Annotated in this window: 17 protein-coding genes; 6 read left to right on the top strand and 11 right to left on the bottom strand. The window is 54.1% G+C overall.

Annotation, left to right across the window (positions count from 1 at the left end):
• Window positions 1-51: 51 nt before the first annotated feature.
• The 5 genes from CAK95_RS10810 to CAK95_RS10790 form a co-directional block, all read right to left on the bottom strand.
• The gene (locus CAK95_RS10810; RefSeq protein ID WP_086087926.1) at window positions 52-1,347 is read right to left on the bottom strand and encodes a class I SAM-dependent methyltransferase; all 1,296 of its coding nucleotides are present in this window, start codon (window positions 1,345-1,347) and stop codon (window positions 52-54) included.
• Window positions 1,348-1,564: 217 nt separating this feature from the next.
• Window positions 1,565-2,146, bottom strand: a complete 582-nt coding sequence (locus CAK95_RS10805) for a dTDP-4-dehydrorhamnose 3,5-epimerase family protein (protein ID WP_086087925.1) — start codon at window positions 2,144-2,146, stop codon at window positions 1,565-1,567.
• 40 nt (window positions 2,147-2,186) lie between these two features.
• Window positions 2,187-2,375 carry a hypothetical protein gene (locus CAK95_RS10800; protein ID WP_147413629.1) on the bottom strand — a complete coding sequence of 63 codons (189 nt, stop codon included), beginning with the start codon at window positions 2,373-2,375 and terminating at the stop codon, window positions 2,187-2,189.
• A gap of 400 nt (window positions 2,376-2,775) precedes the next feature.
• On the bottom strand, window positions 2,776-4,242 hold the full coding sequence (locus CAK95_RS10795; RefSeq protein ID WP_086087923.1) for an undecaprenyl-phosphate glucose phosphotransferase: 1,467 nt from the start codon (window positions 4,240-4,242) through the stop codon (window positions 2,776-2,778).
• Window positions 4,243-4,279: 37 nt separating this feature from the next.
• Window positions 4,280-4,948: a Crp/Fnr family transcriptional regulator gene (locus CAK95_RS10790; RefSeq protein ID WP_086087922.1), complete on the bottom strand. Its 669-nt coding sequence runs from the start codon at window positions 4,946-4,948 to the stop codon at window positions 4,280-4,282.
• A gap of 422 nt (window positions 4,949-5,370) precedes the next feature.
• Here CAK95_RS10790 and CAK95_RS10785 point away from each other — a divergent pair, with 422 nt between their 5' ends.
• Entirely contained in the window at window positions 5,371-6,627 is a 1,257-nt protein-coding gene (locus tag CAK95_RS10785; protein WP_086087921.1) for a lipopolysaccharide biosynthesis protein, read from the top strand.
• A 45-nt stretch (window positions 6,628-6,672) separates the two neighbouring features.
• On the opposite strand, the gene CAK95_RS10780 is transcribed toward CAK95_RS10785, so the two are convergent.
• The 3 genes from CAK95_RS10780 to rfbF form a co-directional block, all read right to left on the bottom strand.
• A complete protein-coding gene (locus CAK95_RS10780; RefSeq protein ID WP_086087920.1) occupies window positions 6,673-7,389 on the bottom strand; it encodes a LuxR C-terminal-related transcriptional regulator in 717 nt (238 codons plus the stop codon).
• A 484-nt stretch (window positions 7,390-7,873) separates the two neighbouring features.
• A complete protein-coding gene (locus tag CAK95_RS10775; RefSeq protein WP_086087919.1) occupies window positions 7,874-8,932 on the bottom strand; it encodes an NAD-dependent epimerase/dehydratase family protein in 1,059 nt (352 codons plus the stop codon).
• Window positions 8,933-8,944: 12 nt separating this feature from the next.
• Complete coding sequence (gene rfbF / locus CAK95_RS10770; RefSeq protein ID WP_086087918.1) at window positions 8,945-9,793, bottom strand: glucose-1-phosphate cytidylyltransferase; 849 nt, start codon at window positions 9,791-9,793, stop codon at window positions 8,945-8,947.
• Between the two features lie 222 nt (window positions 9,794-10,015).
• On the opposite strand from rfbF, the gene CAK95_RS10765 reads away from it, so the two are divergent.
• A complete protein-coding gene (locus CAK95_RS10765; protein WP_086087917.1) occupies window positions 10,016-11,521 on the top strand; it encodes a GumC domain-containing protein in 1,506 nt (501 codons plus the stop codon).
• A gap of 79 nt (window positions 11,522-11,600) precedes the next feature.
• The gene (locus tag CAK95_RS10760) at window positions 11,601-12,839 is read left to right on the top strand and encodes an O-antigen ligase family protein (RefSeq protein WP_086087916.1); all 1,239 of its coding nucleotides are present in this window, start codon (window positions 11,601-11,603) and stop codon (window positions 12,837-12,839) included.
• 363 nt (window positions 12,840-13,202) lie between these two features.
• On the opposite strand, the gene CAK95_RS10755 is transcribed toward CAK95_RS10760, so the two are convergent.
• The 3 genes from CAK95_RS10755 to CAK95_RS10745 form a co-directional block, all read right to left on the bottom strand.
• Window positions 13,203-14,255, bottom strand: coding sequence for a glycosyltransferase family 2 protein (locus CAK95_RS10755; RefSeq protein WP_086087915.1), 1,053 nt, complete (start codon window positions 14,253-14,255; stop codon window positions 13,203-13,205).
• A 165-nt stretch (window positions 14,256-14,420) separates the two neighbouring features.
• Window positions 14,421-15,074 carry a class I SAM-dependent methyltransferase gene (locus CAK95_RS10750; protein ID WP_086087914.1) on the bottom strand — a complete coding sequence of 218 codons (654 nt, stop codon included), beginning with the start codon at window positions 15,072-15,074 and terminating at the stop codon, window positions 14,421-14,423.
• Between the two features lie 63 nt (window positions 15,075-15,137).
• Window positions 15,138-16,091, bottom strand: a complete 954-nt coding sequence (locus CAK95_RS10745; RefSeq protein WP_147413627.1) for a class I SAM-dependent methyltransferase — start codon at window positions 16,089-16,091, stop codon at window positions 15,138-15,140.
• Window positions 16,092-16,513: 422 nt separating this feature from the next.
• On the opposite strand from CAK95_RS10745, the gene CAK95_RS10740 reads away from it, so the two are divergent.
• From CAK95_RS10740 to CAK95_RS10730, 3 genes are read left to right on the top strand one after another with little or no spacing between them, the layout of a single operon-like run.
• Complete coding sequence (locus tag CAK95_RS10740; protein ID WP_157699589.1) at window positions 16,514-17,179, top strand: class I SAM-dependent methyltransferase; 666 nt, start codon at window positions 16,514-16,516, stop codon at window positions 17,177-17,179.
• A gap of 46 nt (window positions 17,180-17,225) precedes the next feature.
• Window positions 17,226-18,188 (top strand): methyltransferase domain-containing protein, encoded by a 963-nt coding sequence (locus tag CAK95_RS10735; protein WP_086087911.1) that lies wholly within the window; start codon window positions 17,226-17,228, stop codon window positions 18,186-18,188.
• Complete coding sequence (locus CAK95_RS10730; protein WP_147413625.1) at window positions 18,185-19,387, top strand: hypothetical protein; 1,203 nt, start codon at window positions 18,185-18,187, stop codon at window positions 19,385-19,387. Before CAK95_RS10735 ends, CAK95_RS10730 begins: the two co-directional genes overlap by 4 nt.
• The last annotated feature ends 390 nt before the right edge of the window (window positions 19,388-19,777 follow it).

Raw genomic sequence — 19,777 nt, 5'->3', positions numbered from 1 at the left:
CATCCCGTGGTCCTCGTAATTCGCGCAAGCTTTTGGACGATCTCGATAGCTTTATGCGACAATCTGCGGCTCGGGGATCGGCACCACAAATTGCGCCCCCCATGAGCGGGCAAATGAAAGCTGATTGATGATCTCGTCCTTCAGATTCCACGGCAAGATCAGAATGTAATCCGGCTTGGTTGCGTAGATCCGCTCGGGTTCGTAGATCGGAATGTGTGTTCCAGGGAGGAAACGGCCCTGCTTGTGAGGATTCCGGTCGACCGTGTACTCAAGGAGTTCGGGGTTGATGCCGCAGTAGTTGAGCAAAGTATTACCCTTGGCCGGGGCACCATATCCCACGACGCGTTTGCCCGCCCATTTCGCCTGCTTCAGAAAGGCCAGAAGCTTCCGCTTGGTCTGGAGCGCTCGCTCCTCGAAAACGAGATACCGGCCAAGATCCGCAAAGCCCGCATCGATCTCGCGTGTACGGAGATCCTCGACACGATCGGAAATCCGGTGAGGGCCGGTCGTACTGTGTTGAGCGTAAATGCGCAGTGACCCCCCGTGTGTGGGAAGTTCCTCAACATCGAAGAGCGTCAACCCGTGTGCTGCAAAGATTTTCTCTGCCGTAATGAACGAGAAGTAGGAGAAATGTTCATGATAGATGGTGTCGATCTGACATTCGGCGCACAGGCGCATTAGGTGCGGAAATTCGATTGTAACGACGCCTTTGTCGCTGAGCAAAGTCTTTATGCCGCTGACGAAATCGTTCAAGTCTGGGACATGGGCCAGCACGTTATTTCCGATGATGAGATCAGCGCGCATGCCCTCCTCGCGAAGGGTCCGCGCCGTATCTTCTCCAAAGAAGTCGACCCGCGTGGGGATTCCCTTTGTTCGCGCAACCTCGGCAACATTCCGCGCCGGCTCGATGCCAAGGACGGGGATTCCTCGCTCGACAAAATACTGCAACAGGTAACCATCGTTGCTCGCGACTTCGACAACCTTGTCGTTAGGGCCGATCCCGAATCGGGTGACCATGCCGGCGACATAGGCCTTGGCATGACTGAGCCAGGAGGTGCTGTAGGAAGAAAAGTACGCGTAGTCTCCAAAAATGTTTTCCGGACTTTCCCACTCCTCAAGCTGCACCAGAAAACATTCGCTGCACACATACACACGCAGAGGGAAATAATGCTCGTCCCTTTCGAGATCGTCTTGCTTCAAGTAGGAATTTGCAAGGGGAGATAATCCGAGGTCGATAAAGACCTGTTGCAGCTTGGTGCCGCAAAACCGGCAACCGCTGTGACCGCTCCCTTGAGCCGATAATGCCGTAGCCCGAAACACCTCGGAAGCGGTCTCATGCTTTAACATCGGCGGCTCCTCTCGCGTGCAAGAATACCGTTTAAGATACTCGGGGGCGGACCTTATGCTCGGTGCATCTGTGTCATTTGACGGTCGTCAAATCGTCGTGAGGGATTTAACCAAACAGAAGCATCCTTCGAATAATTGGGCACATGAAGCGGCCGACAATTCGTCCTCGGCTGAAACAACGACGATTTTCTCTTGTCGTCCCTCCCCTTGGACCGACTTAAGCGACCATTGATTCTCGGACACTCATGCGGTCTTTCAGCTCCGCTCCGATCTCGAAAACCGAACTCGCTTTCCGATCGCGGCCCGAAATAACGCTGACCGGCAATGGCCATTCGATTTTGAGGTGCGGGTCATCGTATCTGAGCGCACCCTGGACCGCCGGTGTGTAAGCATTGCCGATAAAGTAGGACACCTCGGTACCGTCCTGCAGCGTGATAAAGCCATGGGCGAAACGTTCGGGTATGTAGAGCCCGCGACCATTCTCTGCCGACAACTCGATCATCAGATGGTCGAGATATGTTGCCGATTCGGGCCGGAGATCGACAATGACGTCCGCGAGCGCCCCCCGCATGCATCGTACATATTTTATCTCGGCCGCGGGCGGATATTGAAAATGCAGGCCGCGGACCGTACCACGCTTTGCGTTGAGACTGACGCTTGCCTGTACGACCGAGAATTTCAATCCGCGCGCAGAGAATTCATCTTCGCAGAAGACGCGAGCGAAATGACCACGATTGTCCTTCTGCGGGTCAATATCGACGACGTACGCTCCTGCCAGTTTTGTTTCAGAGAAGATCATCTGCGGGGCTCATTCATCTCGCGAGCTGGTTCATTGTCGCTCAGGCGAGAGCCACCTCGATCAGACGCACAGCCAGCCAGAACAGAAAGAAAATCCATGCCACGGTGCACATGACCGCCACTGGCACGACAAAATCTGTCCATTCGAGGGAGCGCTGGTCTGCTGTTGTGTGCGCTCCTGCATCTGCCGGGCGGCGGTACTGAGGTCGCAGTTCTTCGATATGTGCCACGTTCCGCCTCTTTTCGAGTGGAAGAGGCAAAGAGATGTAATGCATCGCCGGGCGACGAATCTGAGAATTCTCAATAAGTGACCATGAAACGAGCCGGCCGGCATCGGCGCGGCGACCGGCGTGTATTCAGACACCTTCCGCAGCGCACCGGTATAGATTTCCGCACCCGGCTGGGGCACCGAACCTTCGTCAGGCTGACCGCGCCGCCATTCCCTCCGCAGCCTCACCACAACCCACAGCATATGAGCCAGGACCAACAGTGCGAACATATGCTGCCACCAGGCGCATTATCCGACCCCGAATGATGCTCGTGAAGTGTTTCAAGCTGAGCATCGGTCGATCGACATGAGGCGATTGGGATCGATGCGGGTCTTGAGGGCTATCGTTTGAAAATGGACGTCTAATAAGCATTATCCGATTTCAAGACACGCGCAATCGTCAGCAGCAGGATTCGAATATCGAGCCCAAGCGACCAGTACTCAATGTACCAAATGTCATTTTCGACACGCTGCCTCATCATCCCCAATTCCGGCGTCTCTCCCCGAAATCCGTTCACCTGAGCCCAGCCCGTAATGCCTGGCTTTATCTTGTGACGGATCGCATACGTCGCGATAAGGCGGTCATATTCGTTGTCGTGAGCGAGCGCATGAGGGCGCGGACCTACCAACGACATCTCGCCTCGGAGCACGTTGAGAAGCTGAGGAACTTCGTCGATGCTCAGCCTTCTTAGCAAATTCCCCAAGCGCGTTATACGTTTATCGTTCCTCGTGGCCTGAACAACTATCGGCCCGTCGTCCTGCGTGGACATTGTTCTGAATTTGCAGATTTTGAACGGGCGCCCATTGAAGCCAACGCGCGTCTGAAAAAACATCGCCGGCCCTGGCGTTTCGAGGCGTATGGCGACGGCGATCACCCCGAATAACGGCAGCAGAAGAAGCAGACCCAACGCTGCGCAAATCTGATCCATCGTACGTTTCAGGTTGCGCTGGGTTGCGCTTAACGGAGCGCGCTGGAGCTCAACGACCTTGGTCGGACCAAGCTCGAACACCGGACGCCGGAGCATGCGTTCTGTCATATCGTCAGGCACGAGCTTGACGGGAAGCGGTAGCACACGCAACTCGCACTCTATTTCGTCGATCACATCCTGCTTGTCCCACGGAATGGCGACAACGACTTCGTCGACTCTCGCATCGCGCACATAACGAACGACCTCACGCAGAAGCGAGCGCAGGGCTTTTTTCGTGATCGTTTGATTTGGGCCGATCGGCAGCGAAAACTCTCCTACCACGGCATAGCCGCAGCATTCCAACGCCGACGTTGCCCGGTGGGAGCCGAAATCGTTCTCTACTCCGATCAGAATGACCCGGTTTGGCTTTAAGATGTTTGAGGCAATGACATATGTACAAACGCGCGCAACGATAAAGCGCACGATCGCGTTGGCGAACAAACCGCTGGTGAAGAACGCCAGCATAGCGCCTCGCGAAAACGTCGCGCCAATCTTCAAAATGAAGACCAGGCTGGCCAGAAAGACAAATGTTGTCAGCCAGACCAAGATCGATCGGCCCACCTGCCATCTAATTCGAAGCAAATTCGACGCCCTGTAAAGCTGCGCCGCGTGGGCAAATACGGAGTAAAGCGCTGCGACTGCGATCCCCGAGCCGATATAGTTCGAAATCTCCCCGTTCCCTTCGAGAGCCGCGGCATGATAAGCGAGACCGGCCGCGGTCCCCAAAAGCACGATCCAACCGAAATCCAATATTGCGACGAGCGGCGATATGGTATTGAGCGAAATCGGTACTGCAATCTGTTCGCGATTTTTCTGGCGATTGAGGTTATTCGCCATGGTCGCTTCGCGTGCGAGTGCCATTCGAAACCTCTAGACCTTGAAGCATAATTAAGCCGCTTCAATCTCCGGCGACTTCGGCAAGACCTGACAGGTTGATGAAACGGATGGTTTTCCGGTTCGGCAAATCGATAAGTCCCCTGACCTTGAACTCGGCCAGTGTTCTGCAAACAGTTTCAAGCGAGGTACCGACGTGGTCCGCAATGTCTGCCCGCGGCAACATCAGCTGAAACGCGCGGGCGAATCTCGGATCTTCCGGTAAGTGTCGCCGGATACGCAAAAGAAACCAAGCTATTCTGGCGATGCTATTCTTCTGGCCCATTGTCAGAACGAGCGATAGCATTTCCGATAAAACCTGATGAGCGCCGCATGGTTCGTCCTGATGACAAATGCCTGACGTCGGCGTCAGGACAACACGGCAGTTTGTCACGGCCTCGGCGGTGAACTGCTGGCAAGACGATTGAGTTGGCATGACAACATCGCCTGGCCAATAGAATGCCAGGATTTGCCGGTTACCATTCTCTAATAGTCGAACAGCCCGAACGACACCCTCGACAATTTCGATTTTTTGAGACTGTTGCTCACCCTGCCAGAAGAGAGCACGCCCTCGCGGAACTAATGACGTTGTTGAAAGGCGGCGACTATCGACGACGACGTCGTTTCGATGAAGGCCGTAAGCGAGCGGCGGAACCTTAACACAGCCAACATGCGCAAGAGCTTCTGCACGCATAATCCACCCTCAGTAGTTGACCGACATCTCGAGGCTTGAGGCTTGCATGCGCTGACCTTTAATTAAATCTGGCTGATGCTCTAGACACACGGTCTATTCCATCAATCGGACGGCCTATATCCTTGGTCCCAATGCTGCGAAAATCGCCAAAGACCGCACAAGACGGGAGCTAGGCGCTCCTTATTTACACACATTGATCACACGAAATCGTGAGTCGGTCGCGAAATCGTGTTTGAAGGATTCTGTCTCTTCGAACAATCATCGAACATCGTGTGAATCGCTTTCCCGTGGTCGTTAACATTTGCGCTCCTCAGGACTGGCCGTTTAGAATGAAAAAATCGTGCTACCGTGAGCATTAGCCTGTAGCGAACAGATATCATAAAGCCTCGATCCAAACCGCCTCGACATAGCAGGACACCAATATGCCTCGGCTGTTAAGCAAAGGCATAACCACTTCAGTCGTCATCTTGGCTATGCGCGCGAGCGTTATGGCCTGCAAGTTCGGCCTCGCCATCTTCGTTGGCCGCTACCTGGATCTATCGTCACTCGGCATATATGGACTTGCCGTAGGCGCCGTCGCGATCGCACCCGTCATCGTCGGCCTGGGCATGGTACACGTCATCATGCGTGACGCCGTCGTTCTACCGATAGGCCAGTTGACGAACCATTTGCGGCACTATTGGTCCTTTACCGCGTCTGTGTATGCGCTGGCGCTTATCGTTGCAGCTATTCAGACGGCTGTCTTCGACATATCAGGGCTATGGATTCTCATCATAATCATTATGATTTTCGAGCATTTCGGAAACGACGTATTCCAGCTTCTCTCGAATCTCGAGCGCCCCCTTGCGGCCAACGTCAATGCTTTCCTCCGCGGTTCTGCGTGGATCTTAGTCTATATTCCCATCGCGATATGGGACGAGCATTTCCGGTCTCTTCCTGCCCTTTTCGGCTTTTGGTTGGCCGGCAGCGCATCGGCGGTCGCGTTGTTTTTCCTCACCAATCTGTCATGGCCATGGAAGGCTGCTTTTGCTTTTCCTTTTGAACTGTCCTGGATCACGAAAACGATCAAAAATTCTTTTCTGATCTACATCAGCGATCTCAGTTTCGTTGCAAGCCTGTATATCGACCGTTATCTGGTCACACTGTTTCTGGGGCTCGAGCTTGCCGGAATCTATTTTCTGTACTGGTCGGTGGCGAGTGCGGCTAGCAACCTCGTCAGCATGACAGTCCTTCAGCTACAGCGACCTCTCCTTATTAAAGCGCATCATGCAGGGGCAGAGAAGCACCGGTACCTGTCCGGCAACTTTCTGAGAACCACAACTTGGGTCACCGTGGTTCTGGGGCTCGCCACCGGAGGGGCTTTTTACGTCCTTTTGCCGCTTCTCAAACAACCCTCGATCGCCGACCATCTTCCAGCTTTCTGGCTGATCATGGCAGCGTTAGGAATGCGCAATATTGCCGACGCCGGCGCGATGGTTCTCTTTACTGCTCATCGCGATCGCATCATGACGATCACCAATGTCGCATCAGTGATCCTCATGATCGTCGCCCAGATCTCATTGCTGCCTCTGCTCGGGCTATATGGCGCAGGAGCAGCCATCCTGATGACCTTCTTCGGAATAACACTCTGGCGACTCAGACTGATCTTCGCCTTACCGCGAGAGGTAACAAAACCGTAACGGATTGACCCGCTCCGTATCGTCCTGTCGCTTGCGGCTATGGCTTCAGGCGCTCGTGCCATTCAGCCTTTTGGGAATCGGCGTCACAGCTTGTGACTGACTGGCCGCACGGCTGCTCGCCTCGAGCAAATTTGCGGCCTTGAATGCGGCTTCAGTCCGGTTGCGGGCGCCGATAGCCCGCAAGAGTCCCGCAGTATGAATCTTTGCCGTGCCTTCTGATATGTGAAGCTTATGAGCAATTTCTTTGTTGGACATGCCCTGTGCCAGCAAAGTCAAAACCTCATTCTGTCGTGGCGTCAGCCGAAAGAGATCCACGGAGGTGGCTTTCCACGCGTGAGAGTCCGCATCAGCTCGGCTATCGTCGCCATCCGCCAGCCAGCGGGGGACATAAATCCGCCCCGACAGCAGATCACCGACCGCTGCCAATATTTCTTCCGCTGATTGAAGCTTGTTCACGAAGCCATGAAAGCCGGCGGAAAGACAAGTCAGCACGTCTGCCCGCGTATTTGACGTGGACATCACGGCAAAGCGCGTCGCAGGACTGAGTTCGTGTACTTCCCGCACCAATCCCAACGAATGGTGGCTCAGGCTTTTTGAATCGATAAGAACCAGATCGAAATAGCGCTTTGCCTTGGCATATTCACGCATCGCAGAGAGGTCGTTGGCCTCGAAAACGCAAGCCTGCTGAACTCTCGCCTCAATCACACTACGGAGACCCCCCCGGTATACGCTATGATCATCGACTACCAAGATCAGAGCCACGACTCCCTCCCAGAATCACTAAACTAAAAAGAGCGCAGTTCCTCCGGCTATTTCCTCCCGTCGCCCGCGGCTTCATCGCATCGCAATAAACGGGAGAGGGACTTGACATGTAAAATCGTAGTCTTTGTTTCTGATCGGGTCAAAGTTCCTGATTCGCCCAGAACTTTCGTTTAAGGTACTGAAATATATATAGATTATTGATCGTACACGAACGTGGCGCGAAATCGTGATCGTGGCTGAGCCAAGACAAACAAGAAATTATGTGGACAATAATTGTTGCGTTGCAGCATCGGCACGCAACACGAAAATAGCAGCAATACCTCGGCTGCTTTCGAGAAAGCTCAATACATTGACATTGATGGGCAAGGTCCGGATTGCGGATTGGTGGCCAAAGCTCGCTCCGCTCCGTCAAGCCTGTCCTTTGCTTTGAAGACGACTGTTCAGCGATCGATCAAATTTGGCGAGCACTGGATTTTCGGGAGCGTCAGACGCTTGCTGCAACAGGAACCACCTCATTGATTGGTGTCCATAAAAGCCGCGGATCGAGTTGCTCGGTGCTACGCAAATGCCGCAGTTCGGACAAACGCGTGAATGGCGGAGAATTGAATGTCGCGTCATCCAGTTGGATCCGCTCGAAAACAGTCTTTAATTGAGCTGCACCACGCTGTGCGCTCCACTGACAACGAAAACTTGGCATGCGCTCCTTGATCTTCGTGAAAGACACACGATAGCTGCGATCATCTCCGCCGCTCGGGCCATATGTGACTTCGCTTCCGGCAAACGTCTCGCCGACGATGTCAGCAATTTCACGAACCGTATAATTCTGCGCTTCAGTACCAACATTGAACGCTTCACCGCGCACCGCCTCTCGCGGCGCTTCGAGCGCACAGCAAATCGCCTCGCAAATATCATCAACATGAACGAGGGGGCGACATGGCGTTCCGTCGCTCATAACACGAACCTGCCCTGTCGTGAATGCAAAGCCGGCCAGGTTATTCAAAACGAGATCAAAACGCTGACGAGGCGATGCACCAAAAGCTGTGGCATTCCTCAGAAATACCGGCGTGAACCGCGAATCCATCATCTGCTTGACATCGGCTTCAACCATCACCTTGCAGCGTGCGTAAGCTGTTCTTGGATCGAAACGGGACGTTTCTGATTTCATTTCAGCGCCCGCGGCACCATAGATGCTGCATGACGACGCATAGACAAAACGCGAGATACCCGCCGCTTTGCATTTCCTCGCAAACTCGACCGAACCGCGGTGATTGATCTCCATCGTAATTTCGGGATCGTTCTCTCCCAAAGGATCATTGGAAAGCTCAGCCAGATGCACGACGGCATCAAATCCAGTCAGCCCCGATTCAGGTAGCTGGCGAATGTCCTTAGATATGACCATTGGCCGGGTCCGCCCGTCATCGAACAACCAACCGCGTCGATAAAGTCCGGTGTCGATCCCGATGGCGTCATAACCGCGATCAAGCAGCTTCGGGCCGAGCACCGCACCGATATAGCCGTCTGCGCCTGTATAAAGAATCCGCATCGTAGTTTCCTTTTAAAAGTGAGCCTGATCGGCCTTTTCGGGTTGTGCTGGCTTGGATGGTTCTTTGGAAGACGCAGCTTCCGCCTTATCCCAAACACACCAGGGCGGAGCGCCCGTATCCCATAGTTCCTGCAGAACCGCTTTGTCGCGAAGCGTATCCATGTTCTGCCAGTACCCGCGATGGCGATAGACTGCGAGCTGATCCTGCTCGATCAAACGGGCCAACGGCTCATGCTCCCAGCTTGTCTCGTCGCCGTCGATGGTATCGATCGCCTCCGGCTCCACGACAAAGAAGCCGCCATTGATCACTTGCCCGTCACGCGAATCCTTCTCGCGAAAATTGGTGGCGCGAGGGCGGTCCGAAGACAGGTTAAGCGCGCCGAAACGCCCAGGCTGCTGAACCGCCGTAACGGTCGCAAGCGCGCCTTGCTGGTGATGGAAAGTAATCAATTCGCGGATGTTCACGTCACTGACGCCATCACCGTAAGTGAGGCAGAAGGTCGAATTCCCGAGATAGTCTCTCACCCTCTTGAGCCGGCCACCGGTCATCGTTTTTTCGCCGGTGTCGACCAGTGTTACCGACCATGGCTCGCTTTCATTGCGATGTGTCTCAATCCGATTGCGTTGCAGATCGATGGTGAAATCGCCTTGATGAGGCAGGTAATTGAGAAAGTAATCCTTTATGATAGACCCCTTGTAACCACAGCAGATCACGAACTCATTCAGCCCATGATAGGAGTAGAGTTTCATGATGTGCCAAAGGATGGGCCGGCCACCGATCTCAACCAGCGGTTTGGGCACCACGCTCGTGTGCTCACTCAGTCGTGTTCCGTAACCGCCGGCAAGAATGACTACCTTCATTTCCTTCTCCTGCCTGTCATTGCTATTGCGGAACGGGCTTTAACGCCGTCAGCTCTCCCACGCCGTTGCGAAATCTAGGCAGAGCGCCAGCGCAGAATTTGACAACCGTCAACTCATCGATGTGCAAGGCACGCATGAATCACACTGGGCGTGCGCGCCGTCTCTGATTGATTCGCGTATTCGGCGCCCGACGAGGCCGCGTGTGGAACCGGAGAACTGGCAGTGCAAAATCGCAAGCATGGCTACGATCATCTGATCGCCAACATCCTGCCGATCCTGTGGCGCCGGCAGCTCATCATCTACACCGCGATTCTTTTTACGTCGTTCGGCGCCTTCCTGGTCTACGGCATGATCGGCGAGCGCTATGAGGCATATACGCTATTGCGTGTCGGCCAAGGCATCAAGGATCGAGCAGCCAATCCAGACAACGGCAACCTGGGAGAGGGGGTCGATCTCGCAGCCCGCATCGATTCTCTTGCGCGAATTGGTGCCACCGATCACGTCATCCAGATGGCCGCCACCAATATCGGCTACGAGCGACTGTTCCCGGACGAAGAAGCCCCCTTATTGTTCAAGCTGCGCGTGGCGGCCAAGTCCTATTTGTCTAACGCACTACCAGCCTATTTCGAAGATCCGTCCCAAGATCAAAAAGGGAGTGAAGCCAAAGGAGGCGAGGCCAAAGAGAGTGAGACTAAGAACGAGAACCGGGAAATCGTCTCGGCGCTGCGCGGTCTCATCTCCGCGAAACAGGAAGGCCGGTCCGACCTTCTTCGTATTTCCTTCCGCTATCCGAATCCGAAAATCGCAGCCGAGTTCCTGAACCAACTGGCAAATTCATTGGTCGCCGTGCAGGCTGATCTGGTGCAGATTCCGGGGGCCGAGGTATTTTTCCAGCAACAGAGCAAGCGACTGGAACTGGAAGCTGAGAAAGCAGCTGCCGACCTTCAAAACTTTTCGGTCGCAGCCTCGATCTACTCTGTCGCCGATCAACGCAACCTGCTTCTCAAGCGAGCCAACGATCTCGCAACACAGCTGGCGACGACACGCGGCTTGATCGAAGAGCGAAAGGGTCAAAAACAGGCAATGTTGGACCAGTTGGCAGCCTTAAAGCCTGTCACTCAATCAAAAACTGTGTCCAACATCGTGAGCACCCTCGGTGGCTCCGAGTTCCGGCCCAACCCAAGCACACCTTCGAAGTTTGAGGAGGCTCCTCCCCTTCTTCTCGTGCGCGTATACCAAGACGCGATGGCGACCCTCTTGAAAATCAACACAGAATTGAGCGGGTTCGCAAAGATGGAGACTTTGATCGGCGTCGAGATCGAGCAAGTCAATTCGGAGCTCGCTTCTCTGTCATCGAAGGAAGCTGAATACGATCGTTTGAAACGCCTGCTCACTCGAGCTTCAGCGGCGGCTGATCATTACGGAACGCGGATGGGCGAAGAACAGATCAGTTCCGACATCGCAAAAAAATCACAGTTCTCAAGCTTGCGAGTTGTTCAACTCGCGGCCGCCCCGCTAGGCCAAACGTTTCCCCATGTATCGCATCTTGTATTCCTTGCCCTGTTTGGTGGCTTTGCGTTGGGTTCGGCAATTATCGTGATGCTAGAGCTGAAGCGGCTACACGATCTTAGCCACGAAGAAGAACAGGAGGATGTCGACAACACGATGGTGGAGTTCAGCAGACAATCGTTACGCCGGTACAAGAGAGAACTGCAGGCGGCGGAGTAATGTCGGCCACGTTGACCTTTAGAACCTGGGCCGACAACGCCGTTGGCTGAGCCGATTGCGAACGCTTGCAGGATCCTAGATGGCGTACTTGACTGAAAATGACATCGGAACAGAACGTCGCGCCAACGAATTGGCCACCCCACACTACTTCACGACGATCCTCGTTTCGATCATCATCATCAATATCTTTACCGTCCTGTATCATTTACTAAATTCGCCGCTATTCAATACCATCAGCAATGCTGCCTGCATCATGCTGATTGGGTACGCGGGCTTTACCGTCGTTCGGTCGCAGAATAACAGCACCACGAACATCGTTTATATTGTCGCGGCCTGCATATTCACCTTCTTGAGCATCCTCTTCAATTTTGGAAACTCTTCGATCACGGACGGAATAAAATATCTTTCCATCTATGTATTTTACGCCGCCGGATATGCCCGCGCAACACAGGTCCGGCCGGCTGAAATTCGATATGTGTACTTTCTTGCAGGGCTACCGATCCTCTTCTTCCTCACGATCGGCAGCAGCCGGGTTCCCGAGTTCGTCCAGTTGAACATAGGAAATACATTCTCCTATTTCGCCAACGCGAATGCGGCCACACTATATTTTTCGGCTCTCATCTTCACCATGGCGACACAGCTCGGCATGCGCGCAATACTCCTTCAATTCGTGAATGTCGCCTTGATGAACAAAATCGGAGTAGCTGTAGCGACCGTAGCCGCCATATGCCTATGGATCGTAATCCCGCTAAGAAAAGAATCAATCATTGGCTTGATCGTCTTTGCCGTCGTTGCCGTCGTCGCCCTCTGGGTAGGTGCTTTTGACCGGGCTTTGGCAACTTTCAATAGCATGAGTCTGCTCGTCGACTTGGGACCTGACAACGTTTCCAGGATGTCATTCAGGCGACTTGTCGAACTTACCGGAACAACGGATCTGTCGGGCTTCTTCCGCATCATTCATTGGGCGAATATCTGGGATATTTATTCGAGCGGCAGCTTCATAACAAAGCTTTTTGGGTACGGGATCGGACAATCACAGCATCTGACCGTCTTGCAGTTCGTGCCGCATAACGACTACCTGCGTATTCTCGCAGAATATGGCCCTCTGAACCTCCTTATTTTCTCGTGCTTTCTGCTGCACGTCCTCTTCAGTCTGAAGACCGGCCACACCAAAGTTCTTTTCATGGTTTTGTTGATTTACTTCTTCTCGGAGAACCTGATCGACCACTTTCCATCAATGACGCTCTATTTTACTTATGCGGGCCGCTTCGCCGCCATGCCCGACAGAGAGCTCCCTAAAAGACGCCGTGTTGCGTGAAAACGGCCATTTCGGCGGGACACATGCGCCATACCGACTGCTGCCAAGCACCGAGCAGGCGATGGTGCAAGTAAGCACGGCCACCTGCCTGCGAAATTGATCTCCTCTCCAGCTACTTTGCAGCGGGAGTGAACTTCCGCTCACGACGCGCTCTATACAGGCCCTAGCGACCGAAGCATCCTTCGCGGCATTTGGGACGAAAACTCAATGCCCGATTACAGACGAGACCGTGATCCACTGTTTAGACCTCGGCTTTCTCGGCGAGAACTGATCGTCGACCGCAAAAGGCACGATCCGGATCGCCTGGCTGTCATGCGTGAAAATCTGCATAGAATAATACGCTAAAACTAACGACGAAGGTCGCTACCCGAGCTTGACAGCGGTTTGACGATCTCGCCACCCTCCCGCCAGGGTTTTCCTGATGTATCGAATTCCGTCGGCCAGGGGCCTTGGACAAAGAACGATCGCGATGAATCTGACGAGCGACAATTTGTCGACCACAATCATATTGTCCCGGAAGCGCCACACGAATGTGGCAACGTCATTCAGACTGGCGCCATTGCTACGATAGTGCGCGAGGTAAGCGAGGCTACGCCGGGCGAAGCCGCGCCTTGCTTCCAGCTTAACAGTCTCACGCAGCTGCTCGTCCTCTATCCTCTTGTCAGCGGCATGCGAAATGCGATTTACCATCTTCCAAGCATCAAGCAGAATTTGCGTGACCCCCAACCTGGCCGTCTCCGATTCTCGATGAAAGTTGTAGGTCGCGCATGCCTCGTTGATAAAACCTGCCTTGTTTCCGCATAGAACCGGTGCCCACGCAGCGACATCGGCCGTGTGAGGAAAATCGAGAGGAAAGCCTCCTCCTGACCGTAACACTTCGGTCCGCAGCAAGATGCCGCACATCGCGACCGTGACCTCGTCTTTCAGAAATTCCAACAATATGTCGGTCCCATCCGTAATACCCGTTCGAATGAGCCGACTTTTATGAGGCGGTCTCGTTTGCCTCAGTTCCGGCATGCGAAAATTGCACAACGTAACAACAATCGGAATCGTCGGCTGTTGTTCGACGATCTCGAGGCATCTACTGATCAGCCACGGCGCTATTCTGTCGTCATCGGAAACGAAAACGACATACTCGCCCTTAGCCGCCGCCAAACACGCATTCCAGTTTGGGAGGAGACCGATATTTGTCTCCTGTGTCAGCACCCGCAACCTTTTATCGTTGAACTCCCGCAACACCTGTTGGGTGTCGTCCGGTGACGCATTATCAGATACGAGAACCTCGATATTCTCATAGGTTTGCGCCAAGGCCGACTGAATGCACCCTCTCAATAGCGCAGCCCGATCAAATGTCGGAATGGCGATCGTGACTAAGGGGCGGTCTGCAGCTTCAGCCGAAACGTTGGAGGGCGACATCGTTCACTCCTGTCTCACGCGATCGCATCGATCGCACCTTAGCAATAACGTGCCTGCGGCATTGCCCGTCAGAAACCGAGGCTATGCTTCGTAGCAATTCCTTTGGATTCCAGTCCGAGCCTCGGTCACGGTTCCGCTCGCTGAGCAGGGAGTGGGTCATATACTTCAGGTTTTGTTGATGATCATGTAGGACTTGGGGATGAACAGGAAACGTTCGATGACAAGCTGCCCTTCGGGAAACAAGCTTCGAAATTCCCTTGCAGTCAGCAGATTGGTCCCATCGAAATATTGCTGCACTAATGCAGCATCGCGTTGAGTCAACCCAAATGGCGTAAATTTCGCGAGGGCACGCCCGACGGGTCTCGGCAGCCAGTGCAGAAACGGCATGAGAAAGTGGAGCTCGACGGGGAACTCTTTCGCCGGTGTCTGTATGATATAATTCCTTGCAACACGGCTGATCTCGCGTGCCAAGCCAGATCGTTCACGCGGCGGAACATGTTCTATGACTGAATTGCAAAGCAATATATCGATTTGCTTGTCGTCGACCGGAATTCGCTTTCCGTCATAGACTGTGGTCTGAATGTTGCCTGCCTCTTGCCCAATATTCGCAGCGTCAAACTCACCGTCCAGGGCAATATTATAGATCGTTACTTGCTTTGGTCGCATTTCTGATTTCACAAAGCGCCAAAAATGAAGCGAGCCTCCGACGTCAGCGATCGAGCGGTTATTGATATCCGGGAATACGCGTTTAATCCGCCTGGCACGCGATATCCGAAATCGCTTCATGAAGGGTGACACAATTTTGAACAAACCAGACATTGATCGCCTCTTTATGCTCCAATGGCTTGGGCTGATCCTTTTGAGAGTGTCTGCGGTCACCGTTCACATCGAGTACGCGCCATTGGTGGACTGACCGGCGGCTTTCTTCACGCCCACCGCAACAGCGGGAAACGCGAGCGCCGTAACCATGCGTGCGGATACGCGCCCCAGCCTGAGAAGCCTCGGAAGAGGTCCACGTTGGGCTACTTTTTCCAGCGCCATGCTTTTGCGCGCGGCCCATTCGGACGGCTTGGGCGTCACGTTATATTTACCAAGCAGTCTGGGATGGAAAGGAAAGCCCCAGACCTCCTCAAAACCCGCCTGTCTGAGGAACTGGTTCATGTCGGTGAACGAGAATTCCTTCAAATGAAACCCCTCAGCCTTCGACCCGAAGGGTAGAAAGTATTTGCTGATGTCGTGTGGTCCGGAGAAAGAATGCGGCGTGAGAACGACGAGATAACCTTCTTCGTCGAGCATCTCGTAACACTTCGCGAGTATGTCGGCGGTTTCATCCGGAACCAGATGTTCAATCACATTGTCCATGACAATGATATCGAACTTGGTTGGAGGATTGTAATCGAGAACATCGCCATTTTGAACCTGGTCCGATTTGGCGAATGGACCAAGATCTTTCTTGGCTTCCACGATGGAGGCTTCGGATACATCAATGCCGTAAACATTGTATCCGTCCTTCGCGAGCGCCACCAATAAATGACCGCTGCCGCAGCCCAAATCGAAGATCTTCGTCATATGTTTGGCAGCATGCTTGCCCGACAACGATAGCAACGATTTCACGATATTGACGACGGTGTCGGTATATTTTGTCTCACCGCAGCCCGGATCATAGATCTCGATGATGTTACCAATAACGTCGCTATAAGCTTGTTGGAAAACCTGACGCCGCTCATCCGAGCCCTTCGGCGTTTCCAGGATCTGACGAGCATATTGCTTCTCAATTTCGTAATGACGTTTGCGCCACTCCTGAAACGTCGTGGGCTCTTCCAACTTTCCATTCATGACGTCCACAGCTCCCGCAGGATAAGGGGCACACGTTCTCCCGGAGCATCGCTCCGTTTTTCCGCGCGCTCAGCGCCTCATGCCTGAAACGGCCACTAACTGGCCCAACAGCAGCGGGGGAATGCTTTGCGCGCGCAGATCGCAAGGATGCCGCCGCCGCGCCATGGCTAGTTGATATTCGTCAACTACGGTCGATCGGTGGATGAGGAACCGCCGTTCATTTGACCCCGCCCCCCCTCGATTGAGGTGCCCAGGCCCGGTTCGCTCTGGACCTGACACAAGCCAGCTCGGTCAAATCCCGTCTTAACGGGGGGCCAGCCCGCCTCGCGCGGTGTTGAGGATCGTCAACTCCGCCGTCGCCGCAACCGTTATCCTCTTTCACAGGAAATGCTCGCCACAGCTTTCCAGGGATGGAGGATGACGTGCTCGTCAGTGAGGCCAAATGGCTTTCTGCCTACTTTGCGCAGAGAGACAATGACGCCTTGGGCACAGTCCTCAATATCGGAAGTTCGACGGCGGACGTTCGCACACGAATTCAACCTTTTGTCGATGAGCAGATATTTCGTCCCTTGGCGCGACGCGGCGTGCCGGTCGTCCACACAGACATCAAGGCAGCAGCCGGCGTCGATATCGTGGCCGATATCATGAACGATGACGATCTGGAGCGGCTGCGGCGCCTGAAGGCAAAGACGATCCTTTGCTCCAATATGCTTGAGCACGTTCCCTCGCCATTGCCCATGGCCGAACGCTTGGCAACACTCGTCCCCCCGGGGGGCGTTCTCCTGGTCACAGTTCCAAACAGCTATCCGTACCATCCCGATCCAATCGATACTCTGTTACGCCCGGATATCGAACAACTCAGCTCACTCTTTCGCCAGTTGAAATTGCTGGATGGCAGAATTGTCGAAGGGCCAACTGTTGCGCAAGAACTGGTCAATGATCCGCTGCTTCTCCCGCGCCGCGTCGTCCGCACCATCATTCCTTTTCCCAAATTCGGCTTTTGGCTTTCCGCCCTCGACCGATGGCGCTGGCTTTTCAGGCACTACAAGGCGACGTGCATCGCGCTCTGGAGGCCTGCCATCTCGTAGACTTGGCGGCGTACCTGTTGCTGATTGCAGATAGACGGAGAAACTTATGCAGAGCGTTGTGCAACGTGCGGAGCTGTCTCACCTGCCGGGCCTCATGGCGACGCAGATAGATCCGGCCCTCCTGGAATTGCTGGCATGCCCCAAGTGCCACGCGACATTGATGCAAAGTCCGCACGGGCTGCAATGTACGAGCTGCGCGGCTTCCTACGAGGTCAAAGAGGGTATCCCCGTCCTCCTTTCCGATGACGTCAACACGGAGCATTTCGAAGAAGAACAGCATCTCGCGCAGATGATGAAATCGCGGGAGCAACTTCCGGAGGAGCAGTTCAATCTCAACCAATGGGCTCTTTCCAAGCGTGAGTTTTTCGCAATGGTGCGCTCTGTCGTGAGCGGGCCCAACAAAAAGTTCGTCAATATCGGTTGCGGGTTCGATCCAAGCTTCGCGGAGTTTGAAGAACAGGGTCATACATTCGTCAATATGGATCTGGTCTTCGACATGCTGGCCAATCTGCGGAAGGACTTCGGGGCACAGTCTTGCGTCAACGGCGACGTCAACCGCATGCCGCTCAGGGCCGGCGCCTTCGACTACGTGATCTCCATCGATGTGATCCACCACGAATGCGAGCGGTTACCCGAGCTGCTCGGCTCGTTTCGGGACCTGCTTAAGCCCAAAGGAACGCTGTTCCTGGAGGACCCCAATGCATGGGGACTCTTCCAGATGGCAAAGTCGATTTTCATGCCCCGATTTGTCTACCGATCGCTGCGATCCACCTATCACACGCTTAAGCGCTCCACCCATCGCCCGGCCGATTATGAGTTCCCGACGAACGTATGGCGCGTGATGGCGATCCTTCGCGACTTGGGCTTTGAAGACATAAAATGCTATCCGCACACCGCATATCCAACGGTCAGCGAGCGAAGCCATCGCATCTACACGTCGCTCAGCGGTTCGGAGTTCGTGCGCAAGTATCATAATTATCACTACATGTTGAGTGCCGTGCGAGCTTGATCGACGCAACGCATAATCCTTGGTTCGCACGAGCGATCACTATGCTGCACAGCTTTTGCGTCTCCATCATTGTTTTGCTGTCACTCGCGCTCGCTGGGGCTCTCGGCCGACATCTTGTCTCGAGAGGATCTGCTGCCCTGTTCTGGTTGGCCGGTATGTCGCTCGGCCTTCAATCCATCTCCGTTACGCCTCCTGCACAGGCGCAGGCTGGCTGCTATTACGGCGATTTCAAGTTGCCTTTGGATGGCGAAAGAAACATTACCGCAACGGACAATAGCCATTGTGAACTTTGGATAAATCATCTGGCTGGATTCAGCGGTACCGCCATCCTGGCACATCAGGTCCGGGACCTTGATGCGTCTTCGGATAAGCCGATTAACCCGAGGGTTCCGGTCTTTAGGCGGAAGAAGGAGATCACGGTCACTTCACCGATGTTGGATTCGATCACTCAAAATACCCCTGGCTATAGCGAAGGCTATGCCGCCGGGGTGCCCAAGCGCTTTGCGTGGTGCCGTGGCTCGTACAAGCCGGCCGGCTATAGCGCGCCACCGTCCGATTTCACAGCGGTCACAGGATGGGGAGCGATCTATCCAAAAGCCGGGGCGCCTGCATATTCGAATCCAGACGCGACGATCGAAATTGCAAATGCGAGAACCTATGTTCGCCTCAAGGCCACGCGTGAATGGGTCTTGATACAAGACCAACCCAGACTTCAAATCATCGGCTCGCACTTTGTTGCGGACTTTTCGCCCCAACCGAACATGGAGATGCGTTCAAACACACAGCCGGACGGCAGTGTGGCCGTTGGAGCCCCTGCAATCGGATATAACAATCATTTCTGGTTCAGTGAGCGCGGCACTTTCCCGGCAGGAAGCGTCGACGGCGTATATGTCCAGATGGACATGAGGACGAACGATCCGAACGTCAGTCTCGTTGCCAATGTTGGGGCCGATTGGTGGCGCGACACAGGCGCTGATTTTTTACGAAATTTCTCCAACAATCCGGGGGCTGGAATGAGCAACTGGGTTGAGCTCACGACGGAATGGTCCACTCTTCGCTTCTATTCCTTGAGCACTTCCGAGCTACAGGCAAGTCCTCCGCCGCCGCTTGTCGAACCGACACAAGCGCGTCCAGCTTTTACTCGGCGACTCTTGAGTTTTTCGCCGCATTGCGCGTCGAAATCGCGCCGAATACCATGACGATACTCCAGTCCCCCCTTCTCTGCTTCAAACCGTCGCGGCCTGCGATACCATAGGGTTTACTGGCCCCTATCCGGATGCGTGTGTTTCTGATTATGACCTGAAGCAGCTCGTTCTAACGGCTTGGCCGCGCCTGCTTTTTTGCGTGGCTTTCAATTAATGACGGCGTGAGCAACGGGTTCGGGGATGGCTTCCATGTCGAAGCTCCAGCCCCAAGGAAGACGGCGCACCTGGGGATCAAAACCACATTGACGACAAATTGTATTGCGACTGTCCCAATTATGGACAGACGAACAGCGTTTCGATTCGCGTTCTGACGTTGTGTACCGCGTATGAGTTGTGACAGTGCCCAGTTGTGTCCAAAAAATTTGCGAATGTAGGAGTCAGTCT

Origin of the sequence: Pseudorhodoplanes sinuspersici, assembly GCF_002119765.1 — a bacterium.
In the GTDB taxonomy this organism is placed as follows: domain Bacteria; phylum Pseudomonadota; class Alphaproteobacteria; order Rhizobiales; family Xanthobacteraceae; genus Pseudorhodoplanes; species Pseudorhodoplanes sinuspersici.
Note: the sequence above shows the minus strand (reverse complement) of the source record. Positions and strands in the feature narration are given on the sequence as shown.